Annotated in this window: 23 protein-coding genes; 11 read left to right on the top strand and 12 right to left on the bottom strand. The window is 60.6% G+C overall.

The genetic code is table 11. From position 1 onward, the window contains the following. Positions 1–86: 86 nt before the first annotated feature. The 3 genes from SynA1562_RS01130 to fabI are packed head-to-tail and all read right to left on the bottom strand — an operon-like array spanning position 87 to position 3,034. Positions 87–1,553: a carotenoid oxygenase family protein gene (locus SynA1562_RS01130; RefSeq protein ID WP_186494413.1), complete on the bottom strand. Its 1,467-nt coding sequence runs from the start codon at positions 1,551–1,553 to the stop codon at positions 87–89. Positions 1,554–1,613: 60 nt separating this feature from the next. Next, positions 1,614–2,222: an imidazoleglycerol-phosphate dehydratase HisB gene (gene hisB, locus SynA1562_RS01125; protein WP_186494411.1), complete on the bottom strand. Its 609-nt coding sequence runs from the start codon at positions 2,220–2,222 to the stop codon at positions 1,614–1,616. 29 nt (positions 2,223–2,251) lie between these two features. Beyond that, a complete protein-coding gene (gene fabI, locus SynA1562_RS01120) occupies positions 2,252–3,034 on the bottom strand; it encodes an enoyl-ACP reductase FabI (protein ID WP_186495246.1) in 783 nt (260 codons plus the stop codon). Positions 3,035–3,117: 83 nt separating this feature from the next. Here fabI and SynA1562_RS01115 point away from each other — a divergent pair, with 83 nt between their 5' ends. Further along, positions 3,118–4,029 (top strand): FAD-binding domain-containing protein, encoded by a 912-nt coding sequence (locus tag SynA1562_RS01115; RefSeq protein ID WP_186494409.1) that lies wholly within the window; start codon positions 3,118–3,120, stop codon positions 4,027–4,029. A 15-nt stretch (positions 4,030–4,044) separates the two neighbouring features. Then, positions 4,045–4,485 carry a hypothetical protein gene (locus tag SynA1562_RS01110; protein ID WP_186494407.1) on the top strand — a complete coding sequence of 147 codons (441 nt, stop codon included), beginning with the start codon at positions 4,045–4,047 and terminating at the stop codon, positions 4,483–4,485. Here SynA1562_RS01110 and SynA1562_RS01105 read toward each other — a convergent pair. Next, entirely contained in the window at positions 4,467–4,988 is a 522-nt protein-coding gene (locus SynA1562_RS01105) for a hypothetical protein (protein WP_186494406.1), read from the bottom strand. The genes SynA1562_RS01110 and SynA1562_RS01105 overlap by 19 nt on opposite strands. Before the next feature lie 57 nt (positions 4,989–5,045). On the opposite strand from SynA1562_RS01105, the gene SynA1562_RS01100 reads away from it, so the two are divergent. From SynA1562_RS01100 to SynA1562_RS01090, 3 genes are read left to right on the top strand one after another with little or no spacing between them, the layout of a single operon-like run. Next, positions 5,046–5,639 carry a thioredoxin family protein gene (locus SynA1562_RS01100; RefSeq protein ID WP_186494404.1) on the top strand — a complete coding sequence of 198 codons (594 nt, stop codon included), beginning with the start codon at positions 5,046–5,048 and terminating at the stop codon, positions 5,637–5,639. Between the two features lie 10 nt (positions 5,640–5,649). Then, entirely contained in the window at positions 5,650–6,885 is a 1,236-nt protein-coding gene (locus SynA1562_RS01095) for a DegT/DnrJ/EryC1/StrS aminotransferase family protein (protein ID WP_186494402.1), read from the top strand. 47 nt (positions 6,886–6,932) lie between these two features. Beyond that, a complete protein-coding gene (locus SynA1562_RS01090; protein WP_370593228.1) occupies positions 6,933–7,139 on the top strand; it encodes a type II secretion system F family protein in 207 nt (68 codons plus the stop codon). A gap of 23 nt (positions 7,140–7,162) precedes the next feature. Here SynA1562_RS01090 and SynA1562_RS01085 read toward each other — a convergent pair whose 3' ends face one another. The 3 genes from SynA1562_RS01085 to folK are packed head-to-tail and all read right to left on the bottom strand — an operon-like array spanning position 7,163 to position 9,672. Next, positions 7,163–8,596 carry an FAD-binding domain-containing protein gene (locus SynA1562_RS01085; RefSeq protein WP_186494400.1) on the bottom strand — a complete coding sequence of 478 codons (1,434 nt, stop codon included), beginning with the start codon at positions 8,594–8,596 and terminating at the stop codon, positions 7,163–7,165. Next, on the bottom strand, positions 8,596–9,156 hold the full coding sequence (locus tag SynA1562_RS01080) for an NUDIX hydrolase (RefSeq protein WP_186494399.1): 561 nt from the start codon (positions 9,154–9,156) through the stop codon (positions 8,596–8,598). The genes SynA1562_RS01085 and SynA1562_RS01080 overlap by 1 nt, the downstream gene beginning before the upstream one ends. A gap of 18 nt (positions 9,157–9,174) precedes the next feature. Further along, positions 9,175–9,672: a 2-amino-4-hydroxy-6-hydroxymethyldihydropteridine diphosphokinase gene (gene folK / locus SynA1562_RS01075; protein ID WP_186494397.1), complete on the bottom strand. Its 498-nt coding sequence runs from the start codon at positions 9,670–9,672 to the stop codon at positions 9,175–9,177. On the opposite strand from folK, the gene SynA1562_RS01070 reads away from it, so the two are divergent. Continuing rightward, positions 9,671–11,164, top strand: a complete 1,494-nt coding sequence (locus SynA1562_RS01070; protein WP_186494395.1) for a tol-pal system YbgF family protein — start codon at positions 9,671–9,673, stop codon at positions 11,162–11,164. The genes folK and SynA1562_RS01070 overlap by 2 nt on opposite strands. Positions 11,165–11,172: 8 nt before the next feature. Next, entirely contained in the window at positions 11,173–13,281 is a 2,109-nt protein-coding gene (locus tag SynA1562_RS01065) for a putative cobaltochelatase (RefSeq protein ID WP_186494393.1), read from the top strand. Positions 13,282–13,331: 50 nt separating this feature from the next. Here SynA1562_RS01065 and SynA1562_RS01060 read toward each other — a convergent pair whose 3' ends face one another. Both SynA1562_RS01060 and SynA1562_RS01055 read right to left on the bottom strand, forming a co-directional pair. Then, complete coding sequence (locus tag SynA1562_RS01060) at positions 13,332–14,192, bottom strand: MlaD family protein (RefSeq protein ID WP_186494392.1); 861 nt, start codon at positions 14,190–14,192, stop codon at positions 13,332–13,334. A 5-nt stretch (positions 14,193–14,197) separates the two neighbouring features. Continuing rightward, on the bottom strand, positions 14,198–14,956 hold the full coding sequence (locus tag SynA1562_RS01055) for an ABC transporter ATP-binding protein (protein WP_186495245.1): 759 nt from the start codon (positions 14,954–14,956) through the stop codon (positions 14,198–14,200). Positions 14,957–15,105: 149 nt separating this feature from the next. Between SynA1562_RS01055 and yvcK the strand changes: the two genes are divergently transcribed. Beyond that, a complete protein-coding gene (yvcK, locus tag SynA1562_RS01050) occupies positions 15,106–16,461 on the top strand; it encodes a gluconeogenesis factor YvcK family protein (protein ID WP_186495244.1) in 1,356 nt (451 codons plus the stop codon). A gap of 7 nt (positions 16,462–16,468) precedes the next feature. Here the strand turns inward: yvcK and SynA1562_RS01045 are convergent, their stop codons facing one another. From SynA1562_RS01045 to SynA1562_RS01035, 3 genes are read right to left on the bottom strand one after another with little or no spacing between them, the layout of a single operon-like run. Continuing rightward, positions 16,469–17,035 carry an NAD(P)H-quinone oxidoreductase subunit J gene (locus SynA1562_RS01045; RefSeq protein WP_186494390.1) on the bottom strand — a complete coding sequence of 189 codons (567 nt, stop codon included), beginning with the start codon at positions 17,033–17,035 and terminating at the stop codon, positions 16,469–16,471. Continuing rightward, the gene (locus SynA1562_RS01040; RefSeq protein ID WP_115131570.1) at positions 17,032–17,772 is read right to left on the bottom strand and encodes an NADH dehydrogenase subunit K; all 741 of its coding nucleotides are present in this window, start codon (positions 17,770–17,772) and stop codon (positions 17,032–17,034) included. The genes SynA1562_RS01045 and SynA1562_RS01040 overlap by 4 nt, the downstream gene beginning before the upstream one ends. Positions 17,773–17,774: 2 nt before the next feature. Next, positions 17,775–18,137 (bottom strand): NAD(P)H-quinone oxidoreductase subunit 3, encoded by a 363-nt coding sequence (locus tag SynA1562_RS01035; protein ID WP_011363234.1) that lies wholly within the window; start codon positions 18,135–18,137, stop codon positions 17,775–17,777. Positions 18,138–18,220: 83 nt separating this feature from the next. On the opposite strand from SynA1562_RS01035, the gene SynA1562_RS01030 reads away from it, so the two are divergent. From SynA1562_RS01030 to psbE, 3 genes are all read left to right on the top strand, one after another. Then, the gene (locus SynA1562_RS01030) at positions 18,221–18,640 is read left to right on the top strand and encodes a rubredoxin (protein ID WP_186494389.1); all 420 of its coding nucleotides are present in this window, start codon (positions 18,221–18,223) and stop codon (positions 18,638–18,640) included. Between the two features lie 9 nt (positions 18,641–18,649). Further along, positions 18,650–19,651 carry a photosynthesis system II assembly factor Ycf48 gene (locus SynA1562_RS01025; RefSeq protein ID WP_186494387.1) on the top strand — a complete coding sequence of 334 codons (1,002 nt, stop codon included), beginning with the start codon at positions 18,650–18,652 and terminating at the stop codon, positions 19,649–19,651. A 71-nt stretch (positions 19,652–19,722) separates the two neighbouring features. Beyond that, entirely contained in the window at positions 19,723–19,971 is a 249-nt protein-coding gene (gene psbE / locus SynA1562_RS01020) for a cytochrome b559 subunit alpha (protein WP_006850675.1), read from the top strand. Positions 19,972–19,973: the final 2 nt, after the last annotated feature.

Here is a 19,973-nt window from a genome sequence, read left to right as displayed (position 1 = left end):
CCGAGCCTTCAGTTGGGATCTCCATGCTGGCGAGCTTGGAACAGCAAACCCTGCTCAACCATGACCGGTTTGTTTCAAGCCATGAGTCACCCCGCCGCCCAGCTCCCATGCAAACCATGGGGAACGGCCAATGGCAGCTCCAGCACCGCCACCTCCGACAGATCACGGGCGTTGAGGATCACCAGATCGGATGCAACCCGGGCCCCGTTCCACACCAGGTCCAGCACCCAGCCGTCGTCCTCCGATTCCGCGCCAGGGCGCCGCACCATCAGCGGCTCACTGACAAAACCGCGAGGCGCTGCACTCCAGGTGTGGGTCGCCCCGGAATCCAGATCAAGTTTCTGAATGGCCTGCAACGGATCGTTGCCGCTCTCCCGCTCCGCTACCGCCATCCAGGCGTAGCGAGCACTGAGGCCCTGACGCTCGGGGTTGACCATCGCGAACTCACAGGTGCGCTCGCTGATCCGCTCGGTCTGAACCGATTCACGGCTGAGATCAAGACGGCAACGGTGCAGGGTGCCCTCCGGCACCGTGTCGAAATCCACCTCAGCGAAATCCTCGTCAGGTCCGATGGACGGGAAATCGTCGTAGACGATGCTCTCCACCACAACGTGATCGCCATCCTCAAAGGCATTGAGATGGTGGAAAACGAAGCCGTCGGGGGCTTCGAGGATGCGGGGCTTCTGACCAGCGAAGCGACCGGAATCACGGGGGATCAGCCAGAAACGCCCCTTGCCGCCGGGTTGAGATGCCAGGCACTGGGCCGCACCCTTTTCGCCGGTCACAAACGGCAAAGGATTGAAGGCAATGGCGTTCTGGAGGAACACCGCCCAGTTGGGGGTGATGGCGAAGTCGTGGAGAAAGGCGAAGCCGGGGAAGCTGTCGGAACGGTCGTGCAGCAAGGCGCCGGCCTCCGGGCCATCGGTGGCGAACTCCATCAGACGGATGGTGCTGCGGGGCCCGGTCTTAACCCCGAAGGTGACCATGCAGGGCCGGCCGTTATGACCAGGATCGAAGCGGGGGTGGGCACTAAAAGCCTCGCCCTTTTTCAACACACCATCGAGGCGTGAAAGACCGCGGGTCTCCAGGCTGCGGGGATCGAGCGCATGGGGTTCCGCCGCCTCCCAGAGGGCAAGCAGCTGATCGCCCAGACGCACCACATTGGTGTTGGCGATGTTCTTCAGGCGCAGATCAAAGGCGTTGGCCAGCCGACCACCCGGCTTCTGGCTGCCGAACACACCTCGGTAGAGCACTTTGCCGGCCTTCTCCTCCGCCAGCCAACCCTCGGTGCGCACATAACGGTTGCTGAGGGAAACGCTGCCGTTCTCAAACCGCATCGCCGCGATCATGCCGTCACCATCAAAGGGGTGATGAACTCGATGGCCATTCCGCTCAAGGCGTCCGGGGCCATTGCGATAAAAGGTGCCCTGAAGCTCCGCCGGCACCGTTCCACGCACCGGCGTCAGCGTTGCGTCGGTGAGTTCCTGCTCCACATTGACAAAGGAACTGGCCCAGTCGCTGCGGTCGTAGCTGCGGGCGGGGGCAACGGTCACGGGCGAACGATCAACGTTCGCCCATCTTCTCGTAACGGACTGTGAAGCGCGGAGGCGACTTCAGCTGGCGCCAGCCTGCTCCAGCACCCCTTTGCTGCTGGGGATGGCGCCAGCCCGGCGTGGATCCACCTCCGTGGCCATGCGCAGGGCCCGGGCAAAAGCCTTGAAGCAGGCTTCCACGATGTGGTGGGAGTTGACCCCATCCAGCTGCCGGATATGGAGGGTCAGCCCGCTGTTGTTGACCACCGCCACGAAGAACTCCTTCACCAGCTCGGTGTCGTAGGTGCCGATCTTCTGGCTGGGAATCGCGAGGCTGTAGCTGAGATGGGGGCGACCGGAACAATCCAGGGCCACCTGCACCAGGGCCTCATCCAGCGGTGCCACGAAGTGACCGAAGCGATGAATACCGCGCCGGTCTCCCAAGGCCTGGGCCAAGGCCTGCCCCACGGCAATGCCCACGTCCTCGTTGGTGTGGTGGTCGTCGATGTGGGTGTCTCCTACCGCATTGATCTCCAGGTCGATCAGGCCGTGGCTGCTGATCTGATGAAGCATGTGGTCGAGAAACGGCACACCGGTGCTGGCCTGGCACTGGCCGGAGCCGTCTAGATCCAGACGCACCTTCACGTCGGTTTCACCAGTGACCCGATGGATCGTTCCCTGACGTGCCATCACCCGAGCTTCATTGCCCTCATCGTGCCTCACATTCCGGTGACGCAGTAGCCCGCATCCACATAGATGGTCTGACCGGAGATGCCGCTGGCCAGATCGCTGAGCAGGAAGGCAGCGGTGCCGCCCACTTCCATCTGGGTCACGGTGCGGCGCAGAGGAGCCTTCTCCTCCACGTTGTGGATCATGTCGAGAATGCCGCCGATAGCGGAGCTGGCCAGGGTGCGGATCGGGCCGGCGCTGATGGCGTTGACGCGCACCTGCTTTTCGGGACCCAGCTCTGCCGCGAGATAGCGAACAGACGCTTCCAAAGCCGCCTTGGCTACGCCCATCACGTTGTAGTTGGGGATGGCCCGCTTAGCGCCGAGATACGACAGCGTGATCACACCGGCCTTCTCGCTGAACAGCGGCTTTGCATGGGCGCAGAGGGGGGCCAGGGAATAGGCGCTGATGTCGAGGGAGCGGGCAAAACCTTCAGCGGTGGTGGCGCTGTAGTCGCCAATCAGCTCTTCCTTACCGGCAAAGGCCAGGCAGTGCACCAGACCGTCGAGAACACCCCACTTCTCCTTGATCTCGCCGAAGACCTCAGCCATCTGGTCGGCATCCTGCACATTGAGAGGCAGGAACAGGCTGGGTTCCAGGGGAGCGGTGAGTTCGCGCACCTTGGCCTCAAAGCGGCCCTTGTCGTCAGGCAGATAGGTGATGCCGAGTTCAGCACCGGCCGCCTTCAGCTGCTGAGCGATGCCCCAGGCGATCGAACGGTTGTTGGCGATGCCGGTGACGAGAATCTTCTTGCCGGTGAGATCAAGCAGCATCGGGACAGACCGGGACGGGTTGAATTCGCGCGATTCTCCCCCATCCCCCGCCAAGATCACCGCTCCTTTGCTGACAAAGGCCGGTGCCCAGCGCTGCGTCACCCCCGATCAACGGCGACCTGCCGCGGCAATTCGCGTCCCGCGATGCCCTCAACACCCTGTTGGCGCAAGAGTTCCCAGAAGCGGAGGGGGAGCTCAGCCCGATCCGCGGTGGGCGTGAGCCAGCGGAAGAGAAACTGCGGCGCATCGACGCAAGGCGCTACGCCAAAAGCCGAAATCACCTCAAGGGCGCGGTCACCGGGCTTTCGCCCTACATCCGCCACGGCGTGCTGACCCTCGCGGAGGTGCGCGATTCAGTGTTTGAACGGATCCGCAACCGCGATGAGGGCGGAAAGCTGATCAACGAACTCGGCTGGCGGGACTTCTGGCAACGGATGTGGCTCGATCTGGGGGATGGCATCCATGACGATCAGGAACCGTTCAAGACGGGCCATGACGCTGGTGCCTATGCCCGGGAGCTGCCGGCCGATGTGCGCGACGGGACCACAGGTCTGGCCTGCATGGATGGCTTCCGCGATCAACTGGTGAGCACCGGCTGGCTTCATAATCACGCCCGCATGTGGATGGCCGCCTGGCTCGTTCACTGGCGACGGGTCCACTGGAAGGCTGGAGCCGACTGGTTCCTGGAGCACCTGCTGGATGGCGACCCGGCCAGCAACCATCTGAGCTGGCAGTGGGTGGCCAGCACCTTCAGCCACAAGCCCTACTTCTTCAACCGCGGCAATCTGGAGCGCTACAGCGACGGGCGCTACTGCAACAGCTGCCCCAGCGCGAACAGCTGCCCCTTTGAAGGCAGCTACGACCAACTCGAGAATCAGCTGTTCGCTCCGATGCCAGCCATTCGGGAGACCGGCAACAGCCGCAACCAGCAGCGCAACCGCCAACGCCGGAACAGCGGAGGCGCCAGTGCCGCCCTGGCCCGTCCCAAGCGCTAAGCAGGAGATTCATTGATGACATTTCAACGCCCGATCCTCTGGATTCACGAGGAGGCCCTTGGTGCCAACAACCCAGCGCTGCAGGCCTGGCCCGAGGCACCTGCAGTGTTCGTGTTCGACACCCAATGGATCCAGGACGCACGAATCAGCCGCAAACGACTCGGCTTCCTCTACGAAAACGCTCTCAACCTTCCCGTCACCCTTCGCAAGGGGAATGTCGCCGATGAGGTGCTGGCCTTTGCCCGACGCCATCAGGCCGATGGTGTGGTGAGCAGCAGTGCGGTGGATCCACGCCTGGAGCGCATCGGTGAGGCCATCGATGCAGAACTGCCGCTTGAACTGCTGGATCCCGCACCGTTCGTGGAACTGCCGCGGCCGCCCCGGCTGGGGCGGTTCAGCCGCTACTGGCGCGAAGCCGAATCGGTGGTTTGGGAGAGCTACTCACCAGCCCGTTGATCCCTCAGCAGCTGCCGGGCCCGCTTCAATTCCTCCACGGGATTGGTGAGCAGGTCTTCCTCTTCGAGGGAGGGCAGCTTCACAGGGACCACCTGATCCTCCTCACGGGGCGGCTCGGTCCACTGCCAGCGGTCCTCCGGAGCGCGGGCAAGGCATAAAGCCTTCAGCTCGCCCTTCAACAGCGCACGCACATCGCTGCGTGCCACGGCATCGAAAAACTCCTGACGGGTCGCCAGCCCGGAACTGAACGGTGTGGATCCATTGCCGTTGAACAGGCGGGCTGGATCAGGCAGCCATCGGGGACGACACACCCCCGGGAAGCTGGTGTCTGTCTCCAAATAAATATGGAGCCCGTAACCATCGAGCTGGTTCACCACAGCGACCCCGTCATGGGGGACATGGCGCTGCAGGGGGAACAACCGCCAGCTGGGCGGTTCCTTCGGAGCAGCGCAGGCTCCCAGCAGCAGGGCAACTCCCCAACAAAACAGACGCAGGCGCGGCATCCATCACCACCGGAGGTGGCCATCCTGAAGCAGATTCACCGCATCTGCCCGCGCCTTATGGCCCTGACACCATCAACGATGCTGGCGCTGGGCACACGCCTGCCCGATTTTGATCTTCCCCAGGCCACGGGCGGGCGGCTGAAAAGCAGTTCTCTGGACCAACGTCCGGTGCTGCTGATGGTGCTTTGCGCCCATTGCCCCTTTGTGAAACATGTGGAGCCCGAGCTCAGCCGGCTGGATCACGACTTCAGTGATGCTGTGCAGCTGGCGGGCGTCAGCAGCAACAGCCTGATCACCCACCCCGAGGACGGACCGGAACAACTGGCGGATCAAGCCAAGCGCCAGGGCTGGAGCTTTCCCTACCTTCTGGATCAACAGCAAACTCTGGCCAAGGACCTGCGGGCCGCCTGCACACCGGAGTTTTACCTGTTCTCACCCGATGGCGAAGGCCTGCAGAGCCTGCGCTACCGCGGCCAATTGGACGGCAGCCGACCCGGCAACGATCACCCCCTCGACGGCCAAGACCTGCGCGCCGCCCTCGATGCCGTACTGACGGGATCGCCCGTCAACCCAGACCAGACCGCTTCGGTGGGCTGCAATGTGAAGTGGAACCCCGGACACGAACCGGAGTGGTTCGGCAGAGCCACTTAAGATTTGCTTCATGCAGGTTCCTCCCTTCAGCCTCAGCCAGCAGATCGACGATCTCGGTGTGGACCTCGAAGAGGCGGTGCTCGAGGTGTTGCGCAGCGGCCAGTACATCGGTGGACCGCAAATCAAACGCTTCGAGGAGGCCTTTGCCGCCAGCGTTGGCTGCGAGCACGCCGTGGGCTGCAACAGCGGCACCGATGCATTGATCCTTGCCCTGCGCGGCCTGGGGATCGGTGCAGGCGATGAGGTGATCACCTGCTCGTTCAGTTTTTTCGCCACAGCTGAGGCCATCAGCGCCGTCGGCGCCACGCCTGTGTTCGTGGATGTCGACCCCAGCACTTACCTGATCGATTTTGATCAGATCGAAGCCTCGATCACCCCCGCCACCAGGGCCCTGATGCCGGTGCACCTGTTTGGGCGTGCGGTGAACATGACGCGGCTGATGGCCATTGCCGAACGCCATCAGCTGAAGGTGATCGAAGACTGCGCCCAGGCGACGGGAGCCCGCTGGCAGGGCCAGGCGGTGGGCAGCTTCGGCGATGCGGGCTGCTTCAGCTTCTTCCCCACCAAGAACCTCGGTGCTGCCGGAGACGGCGGTGCCGTCACAACCAGCGATGCAGCACTGGCCCAGGCCATGCGTGAGCTGGCCGTGCACGGCATGCCCGAGCGCTATCTCCACACCAGCCTTGGCTACAACAGCCGCCTGGATGCGATCCAGGCAGCGGTGCTGAATGTGAAGCTGGCAAAGCTGGAGGCGTGGATCAGGAAACGAACCGCCATCGCTGAGCGCTACCGGGATGCCCTCGGTGATCTCAACGGACTCACCCTGCCGGCAGCTAACGACGGCCACAGCTGGAATCAGTTCGTGGTGCGCATCGGCAGTTGCCCCAGCGGCCAGCCGCTCTGCAACGCCACTTGCAATCCCTCCAGCACCAGTGCACGCCACGGAATTCCGGAGAGCTGTTGCCGCGACTGGGTCAAGCAGACCCTGCAGGAGCGTGGGGTGAGCACCATCATTTATTACCCGATTCCGATCCACCGCCAGCCTGCCTACGCCCATCTGGGCTTAAAGCAGGGCTCCCTACCGGTAACTGAACAGCTCTGCAGCCAGGTGCTGAGCCTGCCGATCTTCCCTGAGTTAAGTGAAACTCAGCAACAAGCTGTGATCGACACGGTGCGCCAACTGCTTCAGACCAGTCCAGCAGTTCGACGCTTTGGAAGAGAGGGCGACACACCTCTTGCCGCGTAAGCAGACAGCATCCAAGAGATAAAATTATTCCTGTGATGTTTACTTCGATGTTCCGAATTGGCGAGGAAACAGGGGAGCTCAGCGAAATGGTGAACAAATTGGCTGATTTTTACGAAGACGAGGTTTCCGAAAGTGTTAAAGCTCTCACATCAATTATGGAGCCGCTGATGATCGTCTTTGTTGCAGGAGTTGTTGCCGTCATGCTCATCGCGATGTATCTCCCGATGTTCTTTATGTTTGAAACGATCCAATAAAGTTCCCGATATCAACTAAGTCCTCAAGATCGAATCGTCGCGTACAAGGCCTTGAACTTAGCCTGCTGCTTCTTGTGGTCCACCAACGGTTCGGGATAGTCGCGCCGTTCCAGCGCGCCGATCTCACCACTGAGCAGATCCTTGGTGTTCACATGGCGGAGCTCCGGCACCCACTGGCGGATGTAGTCGCCGGCTGAATCAAATTTGGCGGCCTGAGTCGCGGGATTGAAGATTCTCAGAGGCTTGGGATCCATACCGCTGCTGGCGCTCCATTGCCAGCCGCCGTTGTTGGCCGCCAGGTCTCCGTCCACTTCCAATTCCATGAAGGCGCGCTCACCCAAGCGCCAATCGCAGATCAGGTCTTTGACGAGATAAGAAGCCACGATCATGCGGCAGCGGTTGTGCATCCAGCCGCTCTGGTTGAGCTGGCGCATGGCGGCATCGATGATCGGCATGCCGGTCTGCCCCTGCTTCCAGAAGTCAAACCAGTCCTCGTTGTTCTCCCAGGGGAAACGGCGCCACTGCTCGCGGTAAGGACCATCCGCCAGTTCGGGAAAATGAAACAGAGCCTGCTGGTAAAACTCACGCCAGCCCAGCTCCTGCTCCCACACAGCAATGGCCTGCAACTGCTCCTCGCTGCGGGCTTGCTCACGGGAGTCCTGAGCGGCACACCAGGCCTGACGTGGGCTAAGGGTGCCGACGCTTAGGGCAGCACTGAGGTAAGAGGTGCCTGCAGTACCGGGGAAATTGCGGTCGGGTTCATATCCGAGCAGCGCTCCATCACAGAAGGTGGTGAGTTGCTCCAGGGCCGCCGCCTCTCCAGGGCGACAGGGGCAGATCTTGGTGCCTTGGAACCCATGGCTCTCGCGCAGGGCTGGCAGGGGATCACCAGCCGGTACGAGCTCAGGGAGCAGATCCACCAAGCCTGTCGGAGCTGAAACGGTGGCTGGCTTCTGAGCCAGCACCTGACCCCGCCAGTTGCGCAGGAAGGGGCCATAAACCCGGTACGGATCACCACCGCCTGTTTTGAGCAGCTCCGGAGCAATCAGCAGCTGATCCCAGTCCACCAACACCTTGCAGCCATCGGCCTGCAGCTTTTTGGCCACCTGGCGGTCCCGCTCACGGGCATAGGGCTCCACATCGCGGTTCCACACCACAGCCGATGCACCGATCTCAAGCGCCAACGGCGGCAAAACCACCACAGGGTCGCCTTCAACGACCAGCAATCGGCTCCCCGCGTCCCGCCAGCGCTGCTGCAGTTCCACCAGGCTTTCGATCAGAAACCACAACCGAGCTGGCGCCATCGGAGGCAAATGCTCCGGCGGTTTGATCAGCTGGGGATCAAGCACATACACACCAGTCACCGCCGGACTGATCTCTGCAGCGGCGACCAAACCAAGGTTGTCTGCCAAGCGCAGGTCGCGGCGGTGCCAGAACAAAATGCGAGAGCTGGTCATCAGAGGCCGAGAAGCTGCTTGGCACGGAACCAAGCGGTAACGCTTTTGCCATCGAGCCACTCATCGCCCGATGCCAACGCTGCATCCAGCTGAACTGGACTCATCAGCACCACCTCAAGGTCTTCATCGTCATCACCAGCCGGTGGGTTCTCCAAGGGCGTGAGCTCCCGAGCCAGGAAGCAGTGGATCACTTCATCGGAATACCCGGGACAAGGCAGCATCGGGCCGAGCACATCCCACTTGGCAGCGCTGTAACCAGCCTCTTCCCCCAACTCCCGCTGCATCGACTCCAGGGGGTCTTCGCCTTCTTCCAAGGTGCCGGCAGGGAATTCCAGCAGACGTGCCTGCACCGCGAAGCGGTACTGCCGCAGCAGCACCACCTGACCGTCATCGGTAATTGGCACCGCCAGAGAGGCACCAGGGTGGCGGATCATCCCGAAGGTGGCCTCCACCCCCATCGGCAACTTGATGCGGTTGCGCTCGAAGCGAATCTTGCGCGCATCGACCGCTTCCACTGTGTCCAGCAGAGCGAAGGGTTCCGGGGCCGGCAGCGGCGCCATGGGATCGGGCGAGAAGGGTCACCAGCATGGCGGGTGAGTGCTCTGCATCGCCTGGAGCAACGGCTCTAGCACAAAGCTGCGTAGGTGCATCCGCGGGTGAGGAAGGATCAAATCAGGGTGCTCAAGACGCAACTCTCCCCAAAACAACAGGTCGAGATCCAATGGGCGTGGGCCCCAACGTTGCTCTCGCGACCGGTCGCGACCGCAGCTTTGTTCCAGCCCCTGCAGGTGCTCCAGCAACTCCAACGCCCCAAACAGAGATGCCGGACGCTGCACGCGGGTCAGCAGAATCACTGCGTTGCAGTAGGCGTTTTGGCATGACGGCCCCCCGATCGGCTCGGTCGTCACAAACGAGGAACAACGAACATCACAAGAATCAACATCGCCCCACGTCAGAAGCCACTCACTCAGGCGAGGAGCAATCCAGCGCAGCGTGGCTTCAGGAGGACCGTGACAGCTACGGACGTTGGCACCAAGCCCAATCGCGAGAGCCTTTTGAAGTGGAAACGGTGCCATGACACACAATCAGACCAATGAGGCTGTCGACACTAAGAAGACGTCATGCAATAATATGGCGCGATTTTGTAGTGACGAAGGCAAAATGATTATCAAAAAATTCATCAAAAAACTTTCCTTTCTTAATTTTAGCAAATACGAGCGGAAAAGATCTATACCTTTGTTAAACCCCAGCAAAGACGAAATCGAACGCCTTACCTTGAAAGAAGTTGACTCATTAGCCTCAGAAAAGAAATACAAGAAAGCGCTCAAATTAATCGCCACTTCAATCGCAAGTGGCGCGAAAACCAACAAAATACTGCTCAAAAAGGCATTCCTTCTTTCTCAAATAGGGCAATACAGCGAAGCCCATGAGATCTGGGAAAAACTCAGCAATTTAACGAACAAGCCGAAAATTGCAGCCCTTGCGAAAAAATCACTAGAAACATCGAAACATTTACAAACCAATCACATCAATTCAGTCAAACTTCTCATAGATACTTTGCATGCGATAGCCCACAAATACCAGCAGAAACTAAATCACCTTCCTACATCAAAAGACGAATATTCCGGTGAAAACATCATCCCAGCAATTAGGCGAGAAGCTGAAATAGCACGTGCTTATGAGCTTCCAAAGCTCTCCTCAGACATCATCGAACAGACTCTGCAAGCTGGGCTTGAATCGCCACTACTCATCAACGACAAAGCTCTTACCATGAGCATGTTGGGGCAGCACAAAAAAGCGCTGGAAATCCTCACATCACTGGAGCAAGAAATTAAAAATCCATCAATTAAAAACACGATTAAAGAAAGCATCACGAATCTGGAAAAATCAGCCAGCCATCACCAAACAAAAAGGTCTATCTATCTAATCAAGCAATCAAAAGTACTCGCCATCAGCAGTGAGATAGAAGCTAATTGCATCCCTGACGAGTTTAATGCAAACTCAGAGCTCGAGGTTAAATCATTAATTTTTGGCGTAGCAATTAATTGCATTAAGACAAATCCAAAAGCTTGCCTAAGAATAGTAAATTCAATCCTGGACTATTTTCCCGACGACGGCGCCTCAATGCAGCTTAAGGGTGAAGCTCTAGCCGAACTAAAAAGGGACAAAGAAGCAATCAATATCTGGGCAAAACTAGCCAATTCTGAACATGAAGAAACAGCAGACAAAGCGCGTCAATCCATTTCACAACTTTTAGCTCAAAAAGCCCTTCTGATCAGCGCTGAAAAATCCCCTCAGGAAGCGCTTTCGATTTTCATAGACGAGCATTTGAAGATTAATCTCGTCCCAACATTTAATGAACTGATCACACCGATTCTCAATCAAACCGAGCCAGACAATGAAACTTTGTTCGACCCCGAGCTTGAGCAGCATCAGCTTCAACTGCAATTCAACACCATTGTCATCCAACGTCTTGAGGCTCAATTAATCAATCAATCCAACTCAAAGAATCGCTCACCCGCTCAAAATCCTGCCGCGATCAGCAAGACTGCCTCGAAAGCGGGTTGAACGCCTCCATGGTGGCAAGCGGTGTAGCGATCAAAGACGACCAGGCGACCCGCGCCTTTCCATTGGCTGCCATTACGGGCCACGGAACCCTCAAGCTCGCTCTTTTGTTAGCGGCGGTCGACCCAGGCCTTGGTGGCGTCGTGATCGCGGGTGGGCGCGGCACCGGCAAATCAGTCTTAGCGCGGGGCCTTCATGCCCTGCTCCCCCCGATCGACGTTCTCGACTCTGAAGGGGGTGTGGGGCGAAATCTCGACCCACAAAACCCCGAGGAATGGGATGACGCCACCCGGGAAAGCATCAGTGGCGAAGCCCCGTCAACGGTCATCCCTGCCCCCTTCGTTCAGATCCCACTTGGCATCACCGAAGACCGCCTGGTGGGCGCCGTCGATGTCGCCGCCTCGCTGTCTAGTGGCAGTGCCGTATTTCAACCCGGCCTGCTGGCAGATGCCCACCGTGGGATTCTCTACGTCGACGAACTCAATCTTCTGGATGACGGCATCGTCAACTTGATGCTGGCGGCCGTGGGCAGCGGCGAAAACCGCGTTGAGCGAGAAGGTCTCAGCCTCAGCCACCCCTGCCGGCCCCTGCTGATCGCCACCTACAACCCGGAGGAGGGCAACGTCCGCGATCACCTGCTGGATCGCTTTGCCATCGCGCTGTCGGCCAATCAGCTGGTGAGCACCGAGCAGCGGGTGGAAATCACCAATGCGGTGATCAGCCATGGCCAATGCAGCCGCAGCTTTGCTGAGAAGTGGAGCGAGGAAACCGATGCCCTGGCCACCCAGCTGCTGCTGGCTCGCCAGTGGCTGCCGGATGTGCAGATCAGCGGCGAACAGATTGAATACCTCGTCACCGAAGCCATCCGCGGTGGCGTGGAGGGCCATCGTTCCGAGCTCTACGCGGTGAGGGTGGCCAAGGCCCATGCAGCCCTCAGCGGCCGGGATCAGGTGGAAGCCGACGACTTGCAAGTGGCCGTCGCCTTGGTGATCGCGCCGCGGGCCTCCCAGATGCCGCCACCGGACCAGCAAATGGAACCACCGCCACCGCAGGACCAGGAACCGCCGCCGCCGCCCCAGGACCAGGGCGACCAGCAACAGGACAACCCACCCCCACCACCGGAGGGATCCGGCGAGGAGGAGAACGACCCTCCGGAAGACAACAGCGAAGACGACAGCACCGACGATGACGAAGGTGACGGCGAAGAGGACCAGGCTCCACCGGCGGTGCCCGAGGAGTTCATGCTCGATCCCGAAGCGATCGAGGTGGACCCTGATCTGCTTCTGTTTAATGCCGCGAAAGCGAAAAGTGGCAACAGCGGCAGCCGCTCCGTGGTGCTGAGCGATAGCCGCGGTCGCTATGTGAAACCGATGCTCCCCCGTGGGCCGGTCCGCCGGATCGCTGTGGACGCCACCCTGCGGGCAGCGGCGCCGTACCAGAAGATCCGCCGCGAACGAGAACCAGGCCGCTCCGTGATCGTGGAGGAGGGGGATCTGCGGGCCAAGTTGCTGCAGCGCAAGGCCGGCGCCCTGGTGGTGTTCCTCGTGGATGCCAGCGGCTCAATGGCCCTGAACCGCATGCAGAGCGCCAAAGGCGCCGTGATCCGACTGCTCACCGAGGCCTACGAAAACCGCGATGAAGTTGCTCTGATCCCCTTCCGTGGCGATCAGGCCGAAGTGCTGCTGCCGCCGACCCGCTCTATCACAGCGGCCCGGCGCCGCCTGGAATCGATGCCCTGTGGCGGCGGTTCCCCTCTCGCCCACGGCCTCACCCAGGCGGCCCGCGTTGGCGCCAATGCTCTGGCCACAGGCGACCTTGGTCAGGTGGTGGTGGTGGCCATCACCGATGGACGCGGCAACGTTCCCCTGAGCACCTCTCTGGGCCAACCTGAGCTGGAGGGTGAAGAGAAACCCGACCTCAAGCAGGAGGTGCTGGACGTCGCTGCCCGCTACCGGATGCTCGGCATCAAGTTGCTGGTGATCGACACCGAGCGCAAGTTCATCGGCAGCGGCATGGGCAAAGACCTTGCCGAAGCCGCAGGCGGCAAATACGTTCAGCTGCCCAAAGCCAGCGATCAGGCGATTGCAGCGGTTGCTATGGACGCCATTAGCAACATCTGAACAGCACGATATTGAGTAGAAATCGCATCAATATCGGCTCGATATCGTGCCTATTGAGCGGTTTGCGTCGGATAGATTTCGCCGAACAATTCACCCAAGCCAATGGTGAGATTGCGCACGCCCTTCATGAACTCAGGATCGCCGGTGAGTTGAGCCACATCGCCACCCACAGCATCAATCTTGGCGGTGAGCTGAGCTGCATTGGCGGCCGTCTGCTTGAGCTCACTCACCGTCTGGGGATTGTCGAGCGAGGCAGCGATGTTGTTCACATGAGCCGTTGCCGCCTCGAGATTGCGAATCACAGGAGCGGCCTTGGCCAGTTCATCTTGCAGTTGCACCGTCAGCGCCTCGAATTCGTTTGTGGTGGCCTCAATCTGCTCAAGCGAGGCCGCCACATTGGGAAACACCCGTTCGTCCTGAACCTGTGCCAGCAGCTCTTGCATGGTTGCGGTCACGGTGGAGAGACTTGGGGCTTCTCGTCCCACCACAGTTCCCCCGTTGCAGAGCTGGCGCGTTGGTTGACAATCAACCCCACGGGGGAAGGGTGCGTCCTGGGGTAGTGGCTCACCACGGCTGACCAGGGCCACCTGGGCGTCACCCCCCAGCAGCGAGCCCGCCCCCACCGTGACCGTCACGGGACGAGGCAGGCGCAGATCCCCTTTGTTGATCTCAAGCTCAGCCACCACAGCCTCAGGAGTGACCTCAATCGAGCGCACCGCACCAATGAGGATGCCCCGATAGGTGACGGGGGAACGCTCCGCCAGACCCGCCGCATCGTCGAACCGAGCGGTCAGAGTCCAGTGGCTGGCCCCCAATCGAACGCCTCTCAGCCACAGTGCCGTGGAAGCAAATCCGATGATGCCGCCGATCACCGTGAATCCGACGATGGCATCACGAACGCTGCGTCGCATGGTGGTCAGTGCTCCGCCGGTTGCATCGGTCCGCGCAGGCTACCCGTCCTGAACTGCACGACATAGGGGTTGTCGGTGGTGCGAAACGCATCAACCGAGCCTTCCCACTGGAACATGCCGTCGTAGAGCATCACCACCCGTTCCGCAGAGCGTTCGATCGTGCTGCGCACGTGACTCACCACCACGGAACAACCATGCGCCACGGTGGTGGTTTTCACAATCAGATCCTCGATCCGCGTGCAAGCCACAGGGTCGAGTCCTGCCGTGGGCTCGTCGTACAGCAACAGGGGCATCGACTGATCCCCACGCTGGGGATCATCAATCAGAGCTCGGGCGAAGCTGACCCGCTTCTGCATGCCACCACTCAATTCCCCGGCATAGAGGTGGGCCACGTCATAAAGCCCCACTGCCTCCAGGCAGGCATGCACACGATCACGGATTTCCTGCCGAGACAGCTGAGCCCGTTCCCGCAGCAGGAAGCCAACGTTTTCCTCAACGGTGAGTGATGCCAGCAAAGCGGGGTTCTGGAACACCAGCCGCACGTCCGGCGGATCGGTTTGGTCCAGCCGCAGATAGTTCTGCGGCTGGTTGAACAAGCGCAGCTCACCACTGGTGGGCAACTGCAAACCAGCCAGCAAGCGCAAAACCGTTGATTTGCCAGCCCCCGATGGACCCACCACAGCCAAGCGCTCCCCCGCACGCAGGGTCAGATTGACCCGATCGAGAACAGGCCGAGGCCCCCACTGCATCGTGAGGTCCCGCATCTCCACGACGGATTGAAGCTGCGGCACGGTCTGGGCCGAAAAACACAGACATCCTGCCGCCTTTCCTCACGCTCCGTACAGTTCGTTGAACTTGCAAACCAAGCCGTTCCTTGGCGCCGAAGCCCCCGACAAGCAGACGCCAAGCCCGGATGATGCGTGATCAGCGGCGACGGGATCTGATGACCCGATCCCAACGGGCCGTTCGCTGGTTGCAGCCCGGCTTGGTGGTCAAACGCTGGCTGCTGACCTCCGGCTTGGGCCTATTGATGGCATTGCTTGGGGCCGCCGTCTGGGCCGACCTGAAACCGATCTACTGGATTCTGGAAACCCTCAGCTGGCTGCTGGGCACGCTCACCACCGTGTTGCCCCGCGAGATCACCGGCCCCCTGGTGGTGCTGATCGGCAGTGGCCTCTTGCTTTGGGGTCAAAGCCGCAGCTTCGGCTCGATTCAACAGGCTCTCGCTCCCGACAAGGACACCGTTCTGGTGGATGCCCTGCGGGCCAAAAGCCGCTTAAACCGGGGCCCGAACATCGTGGCCATCGGCGGCGGAACAGGCTTATCGACCCTGCTGAGCGGTCTGAAGCGTTACAGCAGCCACATCACCGCCATCGTCACCGTCGCTGACGATGGCGGCAGCAGTGGGGTGCTCCGGCGGGAACTGGGGGTCCTTCCACCAGGTGACATCCGCAATTGTCTGGCCGCCCTTTCCACCGAAGAGCCACTGCTCACCCGCCTGTTCCAATACCGCTTTGCGGCCGGAAGCGGCCTGGAGGGGCACAGCTTCGGCAATCTGTTTCTCTCGGCCCTCTCAGCGATCACGGGCAATCTGGAAACCGCCATCACGGCATCAAGTCGCGTGCTGGCCGTGCAGGGTCAGGTGGTGCCGGCCACCAACGTGGATGTGCAGCTCTGGGCCGAACTTGAGAACGGCCAACGGATCGAAGGGGAAAGCAACATCGGCCACGCCCCCAGCCCCATTGTTCGTCTGGGCTGCAGCCCTGAACGACCGCCGGCTCTGCCGCGGGCACTCGAAGCGATTGCTAATGCCGACCTGATCGTGCTCGGTCCGGGCAGCCTTTACACATCCCTGCTCCCGAATCTGCTGGTGCCGGAACTGGTGAGCGCCATCAAACGCAGCCGCGCTCCACGGCTCTACATCTGCAACCTGATGACCCAGCCCGGCGAGACCGATGGCCTTGATGTGCGAGGTCACATCCGAGCGATCGAAGCACAGCTTGCCAGCCTAGGTATCGAACCCAGGCTGTTCAATGCCGTCCTGGCCCAGGACGACCTCCCCGATTCAGATCTGGTGCGGCACTACCAAACCCGCGGTGCCCATCCAGTGCACTGCGATGCAGAAGGACTGCGCTCCGACGGCTATGACGTCACCCAAGTACCCCTGCAGGGGGTGCGGCCAACAGCAACACTGCGCCACGACTCGCGCAGCCTTGCTCTTGCGGTGATGCGGTTTTACCGCAGCCACCGCTCCCAGAACGCCGCATAAACGCCCGTCAATAGGCGTCCTGCATTTCATAAAAATCGGGCTGGACGTAGTCCTTTCGCAGCGGCCATCCCTTCCAGTCCTCAGGCATCAGCAACCGTTTGGGATGGGGGTGTCCCTCGAATTGGATGCCATACATGTCGAAGGTTTCACGCTCCTGCCAATCGGCGCCGCGGAACAACCCATAGATCGACGGCAATGAGGGGGTGCCTTCTCGATTGAGGAAGACTTTGATCCTCACTTCCCGCAGCTTGGCTGAGGGATCGGCCGCCATCGCCTCCACCTGTTCAACCATCGCCAACAGGTGATAGAAGCAAACCAATTGCTCACCGGGGCCTTCGTCGTAGCCCCCTTGGCACTGCAGATAGTCGAAACCGTTGCTCTTGAGTGCAGCAGCGATCATCGGAAGAACGGCAGCGTCAACACCGATCTGCTCAACGCCGAGATGATCAGGCTCGAGGCTTTTGTGATCAAAGCCTTGCTTGCTCAGCCATTGGCTCACCGGACCAGGCTCGGGAGCAACAACAGCACCCGCTTCATCCGAGGCGGCAGTCTTTTTGGAAGGGGTTTCGCTCATGACTCGACAGGTTCGGCAGCAGGGGTAAGCACAGCGGCATCGGTGGCCAGCGTCTGACCAGCGGGCGCTGCAGCCAGGGCAGCTTTCTGAGATTCAGCCCGAAGGTAAGAACCGGTCACCACAGGCTCAACACGCTTCATCTGGTGGGAGACCGTCATGTAGCGATGGGTCTGCTGATGCTTGCGCCGCTCTGCCAGCGACTCATCGCCAACTTTCTTGCGCAGCTTGATCACGGCATCAAAGATCGCTTCGGGGCGGGGCGGACAGCCGGGAAGATAAAGATCCACCGGAATCAACTTGTCGACGCCGCGCACTGCAGTGGTGGAGTCAGCGCTGAACATGCCGCCGGTGATGGTGCAAGCACCCATGGCGATCACATACTTCGGCTCCGGCATCTGCTCATAAAGCCGCACCAGGGCGGGCGCCATCTTCATGGTCACGGTGCCGGCCACGATCAGAAGGTCGGCCTGGCGAGGGGAACTGCGGGGAACCAGACCGAAGCGGTCGAAATCGAAACGGGAACCCAGCAACGCCGCGAATTCAATGAAGCAGCAGGCTGTTCCATAAAGGAGAGGCCAGAGGCTGCTCAAGCGAGCCCAGTTGTGCAGGTCATCCAGACTGGTGAGGATGACGTTCTCGCTGAGATCGTTGGTGACCGTTGGAGCACCAATCGGACCGCAGCTCGCTTCGCGCAGATCGCGAACAGCAGCAATGGAGGGGGATGTGTTCTCAGACATGACTAGCTCCACTCAAGGGCGCCTTTGCGCCAGGCGTAGGCCAAGGCCACCAGCAGGATGGCGATGAAAATCAGGGCCTCAATGAAGGCCAACAGGCCGAGACGGTTGAACGCCACAGCCCAGGGATAAAGGAACACGGTCTCGACATCGAAGATGACGAAGACCAGCGCGAACATGTAGTAGCGGATATTGAATTGGATCCAGGCCCCGCCAATGGGCTCCATGCCGGATTCATAGGTGAGCTGGCGCTCACCGGCACGGCTTTTCGGTGCTACCAGCTTGTTGGTAACCAGAGCCAACACGGGTACTGCTGCTGCAATCAGCAGAAACCCCAGGAAGGCGTCGTAGCCGGGCAGGGCAAACATGGAAGTCCCCGTAGACCGGGCCAGTCTGGCATTCACTGCCGGGAGTTGTCGCAGATAGAGTCGAGCCGCCAAGCAGCACAACGGTGAGCGACGAACAACAGTCCGTCCAGCCGGTCGAAGCGACCGAAGCGGTGGAGCCAGCGATCGAAGCGGTGGAGCCAGCGATCGAAACCGCTTCAGAGAGCGACCCACGGACTCACCGTTTCGAATGTCGCAGCTGCGGCTACGTCTACGACCCTGAGGAAGGAGTCAAAAAGGTTGGCATCGAAGCCGGCACGGCTTTCGAAGATCTCGACGCTATGTCGTTTCGTTGTCCGGTCTGCAGGAGCAGGGTGGCCGCTTTCCGCGACATCGGCCCGCGCGCCAAAGCCAGCGGCTTCGACGAAAATCTGAATTTCGGCCTCGGTGTCAACCGAATGACCCCAGGGCAGAAGAATGTCCTGATCTTTGGCGGCCTTGCGCTTGGCTTCGCCTTCTTCTTATCCCTTTATTCCCTGCGCTGAGGCCAACCCATGAAACGTCTGTTGAACTCTGCGTCCCAGCTCTTGCTGGTGCTTGTGCTGGGGATCAGCCTCAGCGGCTGCGTTACCACCCACGTCCCCACGGCCACCACAAGCCCGTGGGAAGCCATGGATCTCGACACCCAGGCCAACCCACTGGATGTGGCCTTCACCGACAGCCGCCACGGCTACCTGGTGGGCAGCAACCGGATGATCCGTGAGACGAACGATGGTGGTGCCCATTGGAATGAACGCAGCCTGGACCTGCCCGACGAAGAAAACTTCCGGTTGATCAGCATCGACTTCGATGGCGATGAAGGCTGGATCGCCGGACAGCCTGGACTGCTGATGCACAGCGACGACGGTGGCCAGAACTGGACCCGCCTGTTCCTCGACACCAAATTGCCCGGTGAGCCATACCTGATCACAGCTCTGGGCAGCCATTCAGCAGAACTGGCCACCAACGTGGGTGCGGTCTACGAGACCCACAACGACGGCAGCAGCTGGGAAGCCAAGGTGACCGATGCGGCGGGTGCTGTCCGCGACCTGCGACGCAGCGAAGACGGCAGCTACGTGAGCGTGAGTGGCCTCGGCAACTTCTACGCCACATGGGAACCGGGTGATTCCGTCTGGCAGGTCCATCAGCGGGTGAGCAGCCAGCGACTGCAGAGCATCGGCTTCCAGCCCGACGGCAATCTCTGGATGGTCGCCCGCGGGGCGCAGATTCGCCTTAACGATGAGCCAGGCGACTTTGACAGCTGGAGCAAGGCCATCATCCCGATCACCAACGGTTACGGCTACATGGACCTGGCCTGGGATGACGACGGCGCCATCTGGGCTGGCGGAGGCAACGGCACCCTGCTGGTGAGCCGGGACGGCGGCGACAGCTGGGAGAACGACCCCGTCGGGGACCGTCAACCCAGCAACTTCACCCGCATGGTATTCGACGGGGAGCACGCCTTCGTGCTGGGTGAGCGCGGAAACCTGCTGCGCTGGGTGGGCAACGCTGTGTAACTGCAGCGACGCCTCACCCCCAGCTCACCTGAGCCACCTCCTAAGATCATCGTCCTGACACGCCCAACGCCATGGCCGCCGGCTCAACAGGAGAACGTCCGTTCTTCGAAATCATCACGAGCATCCGTTACTGGGTGATCCACGCCGTGACACTGCCTTCCATCTTCCTGGCAGGCTTCCTGTTCGTGTCCACCGGCCTTGCTTACGACGCCTTCGGAACACCTCGTCCCGATGCCTATTTCCAGGCCTCAGAAAGCAAAGCTCCTGTGGTGAGCCAGCGCTACGAAGGCAAGTCTGAACTCGACATTCGTCTGAAATAAGC

The organism is Synechococcus sp. A15-62 (assembly GCF_014280075.1).
Classification (GTDB): Bacteria; Cyanobacteriota; Cyanobacteriia; order PCC-6307; family Cyanobiaceae; genus Parasynechococcus.
Note: the sequence above shows the minus strand (reverse complement) of the source record. Positions and strands in the feature narration are given on the sequence as shown.

What these genes read in the sequence shown, in the direction of transcription:
- hisB (WP_186494411.1), bottom strand. Translation starts at nt 2,222, where the DNA reads ATGGCACGTCAGGGAACGATCCATCGGGTCACTGGTGAAACCGACGTG.
- fabI (WP_186495246.1), bottom strand. Translation starts at nt 3,034, where the DNA reads ATGCTGCTTGATCTCACCGGCAAGAAGATTCTCGTCACCGGCATCGCC.
- SynA1562_RS01110 (WP_186494407.1), top strand. Translation starts at nt 4,045, where the DNA reads ATGACATTTCAACGCCCGATCCTCTGGATTCACGAGGAGGCCCTTGGT.
- SynA1562_RS01105 (WP_186494406.1), bottom strand. Translation starts at nt 4,988, where the DNA reads ATGCCGCGCCTGCGTCTGTTTTGTTGGGGAGTTGCCCTGCTGCTGGGA.
- SynA1562_RS01100 (WP_186494404.1), top strand. Translation starts at nt 5,046, where the DNA reads ATGGCCCTGACACCATCAACGATGCTGGCGCTGGGCACACGCCTGCCC.
- SynA1562_RS01095 (WP_186494402.1), top strand. Translation starts at nt 5,650, where the DNA reads ATGCAGGTTCCTCCCTTCAGCCTCAGCCAGCAGATCGACGATCTCGGT.
- SynA1562_RS01090 (WP_370593228.1), top strand. Translation starts at nt 6,933, where the DNA reads ATGTTCCGAATTGGCGAGGAAACAGGGGAGCTCAGCGAAATGGTGAAC.
- SynA1562_RS01085 (WP_186494400.1), bottom strand. Translation starts at nt 8,596, where the DNA reads ATGACCAGCTCTCGCATTTTGTTCTGGCACCGCCGCGACCTGCGCTTG.
- SynA1562_RS01080 (WP_186494399.1), bottom strand. Translation starts at nt 9,156, where the DNA reads ATGGCGCCGCTGCCGGCCCCGGAACCCTTCGCTCTGCTGGACACAGTG.
- SynA1562_RS01070 (WP_186494395.1), top strand. Translation starts at nt 9,671, where the DNA reads ATGACACACAATCAGACCAATGAGGCTGTCGACACTAAGAAGACGTCA.
- folK (WP_186494397.1), bottom strand. Translation starts at nt 9,672, where the DNA reads ATGGCACCGTTTCCACTTCAAAAGGCTCTCGCGATTGGGCTTGGTGCC.
- SynA1562_RS01065 (WP_186494393.1), top strand. Translation starts at nt 11,173, where the DNA reads ATGGTGGCAAGCGGTGTAGCGATCAAAGACGACCAGGCGACCCGCGCC.
- SynA1562_RS01060 (WP_186494392.1), bottom strand. Translation starts at nt 14,192, where the DNA reads ATGCGACGCAGCGTTCGTGATGCCATCGTCGGATTCACGGTGATCGGC.
- SynA1562_RS01055 (WP_186495245.1), bottom strand. Translation starts at nt 14,956, where the DNA reads ATGCGGGACCTCACGATGCAGTGGGGGCCTCGGCCTGTTCTCGATCGG.
- yvcK (WP_186495244.1), top strand. Translation starts at nt 15,106, where the DNA reads ATGATGCGTGATCAGCGGCGACGGGATCTGATGACCCGATCCCAACGG.
- SynA1562_RS01045 (WP_186494390.1), bottom strand. Translation starts at nt 17,035, where the DNA reads ATGAGCGAAACCCCTTCCAAAAAGACTGCCGCCTCGGATGAAGCGGGT.
- SynA1562_RS01040 (WP_115131570.1), bottom strand. Translation starts at nt 17,772, where the DNA reads ATGTCTGAGAACACATCCCCCTCCATTGCTGCTGTTCGCGATCTGCGC.
- SynA1562_RS01035 (WP_011363234.1), bottom strand. Translation starts at nt 18,137, where the DNA reads ATGTTTGCCCTGCCCGGCTACGACGCCTTCCTGGGGTTTCTGCTGATT.
- SynA1562_RS01025 (WP_186494387.1), top strand. Translation starts at nt 18,650, where the DNA reads ATGAAACGTCTGTTGAACTCTGCGTCCCAGCTCTTGCTGGTGCTTGTG.
- psbE (WP_006850675.1), top strand. Translation starts at nt 19,723, where the DNA reads ATGGCCGCCGGCTCAACAGGAGAACGTCCGTTCTTCGAAATCATCACG.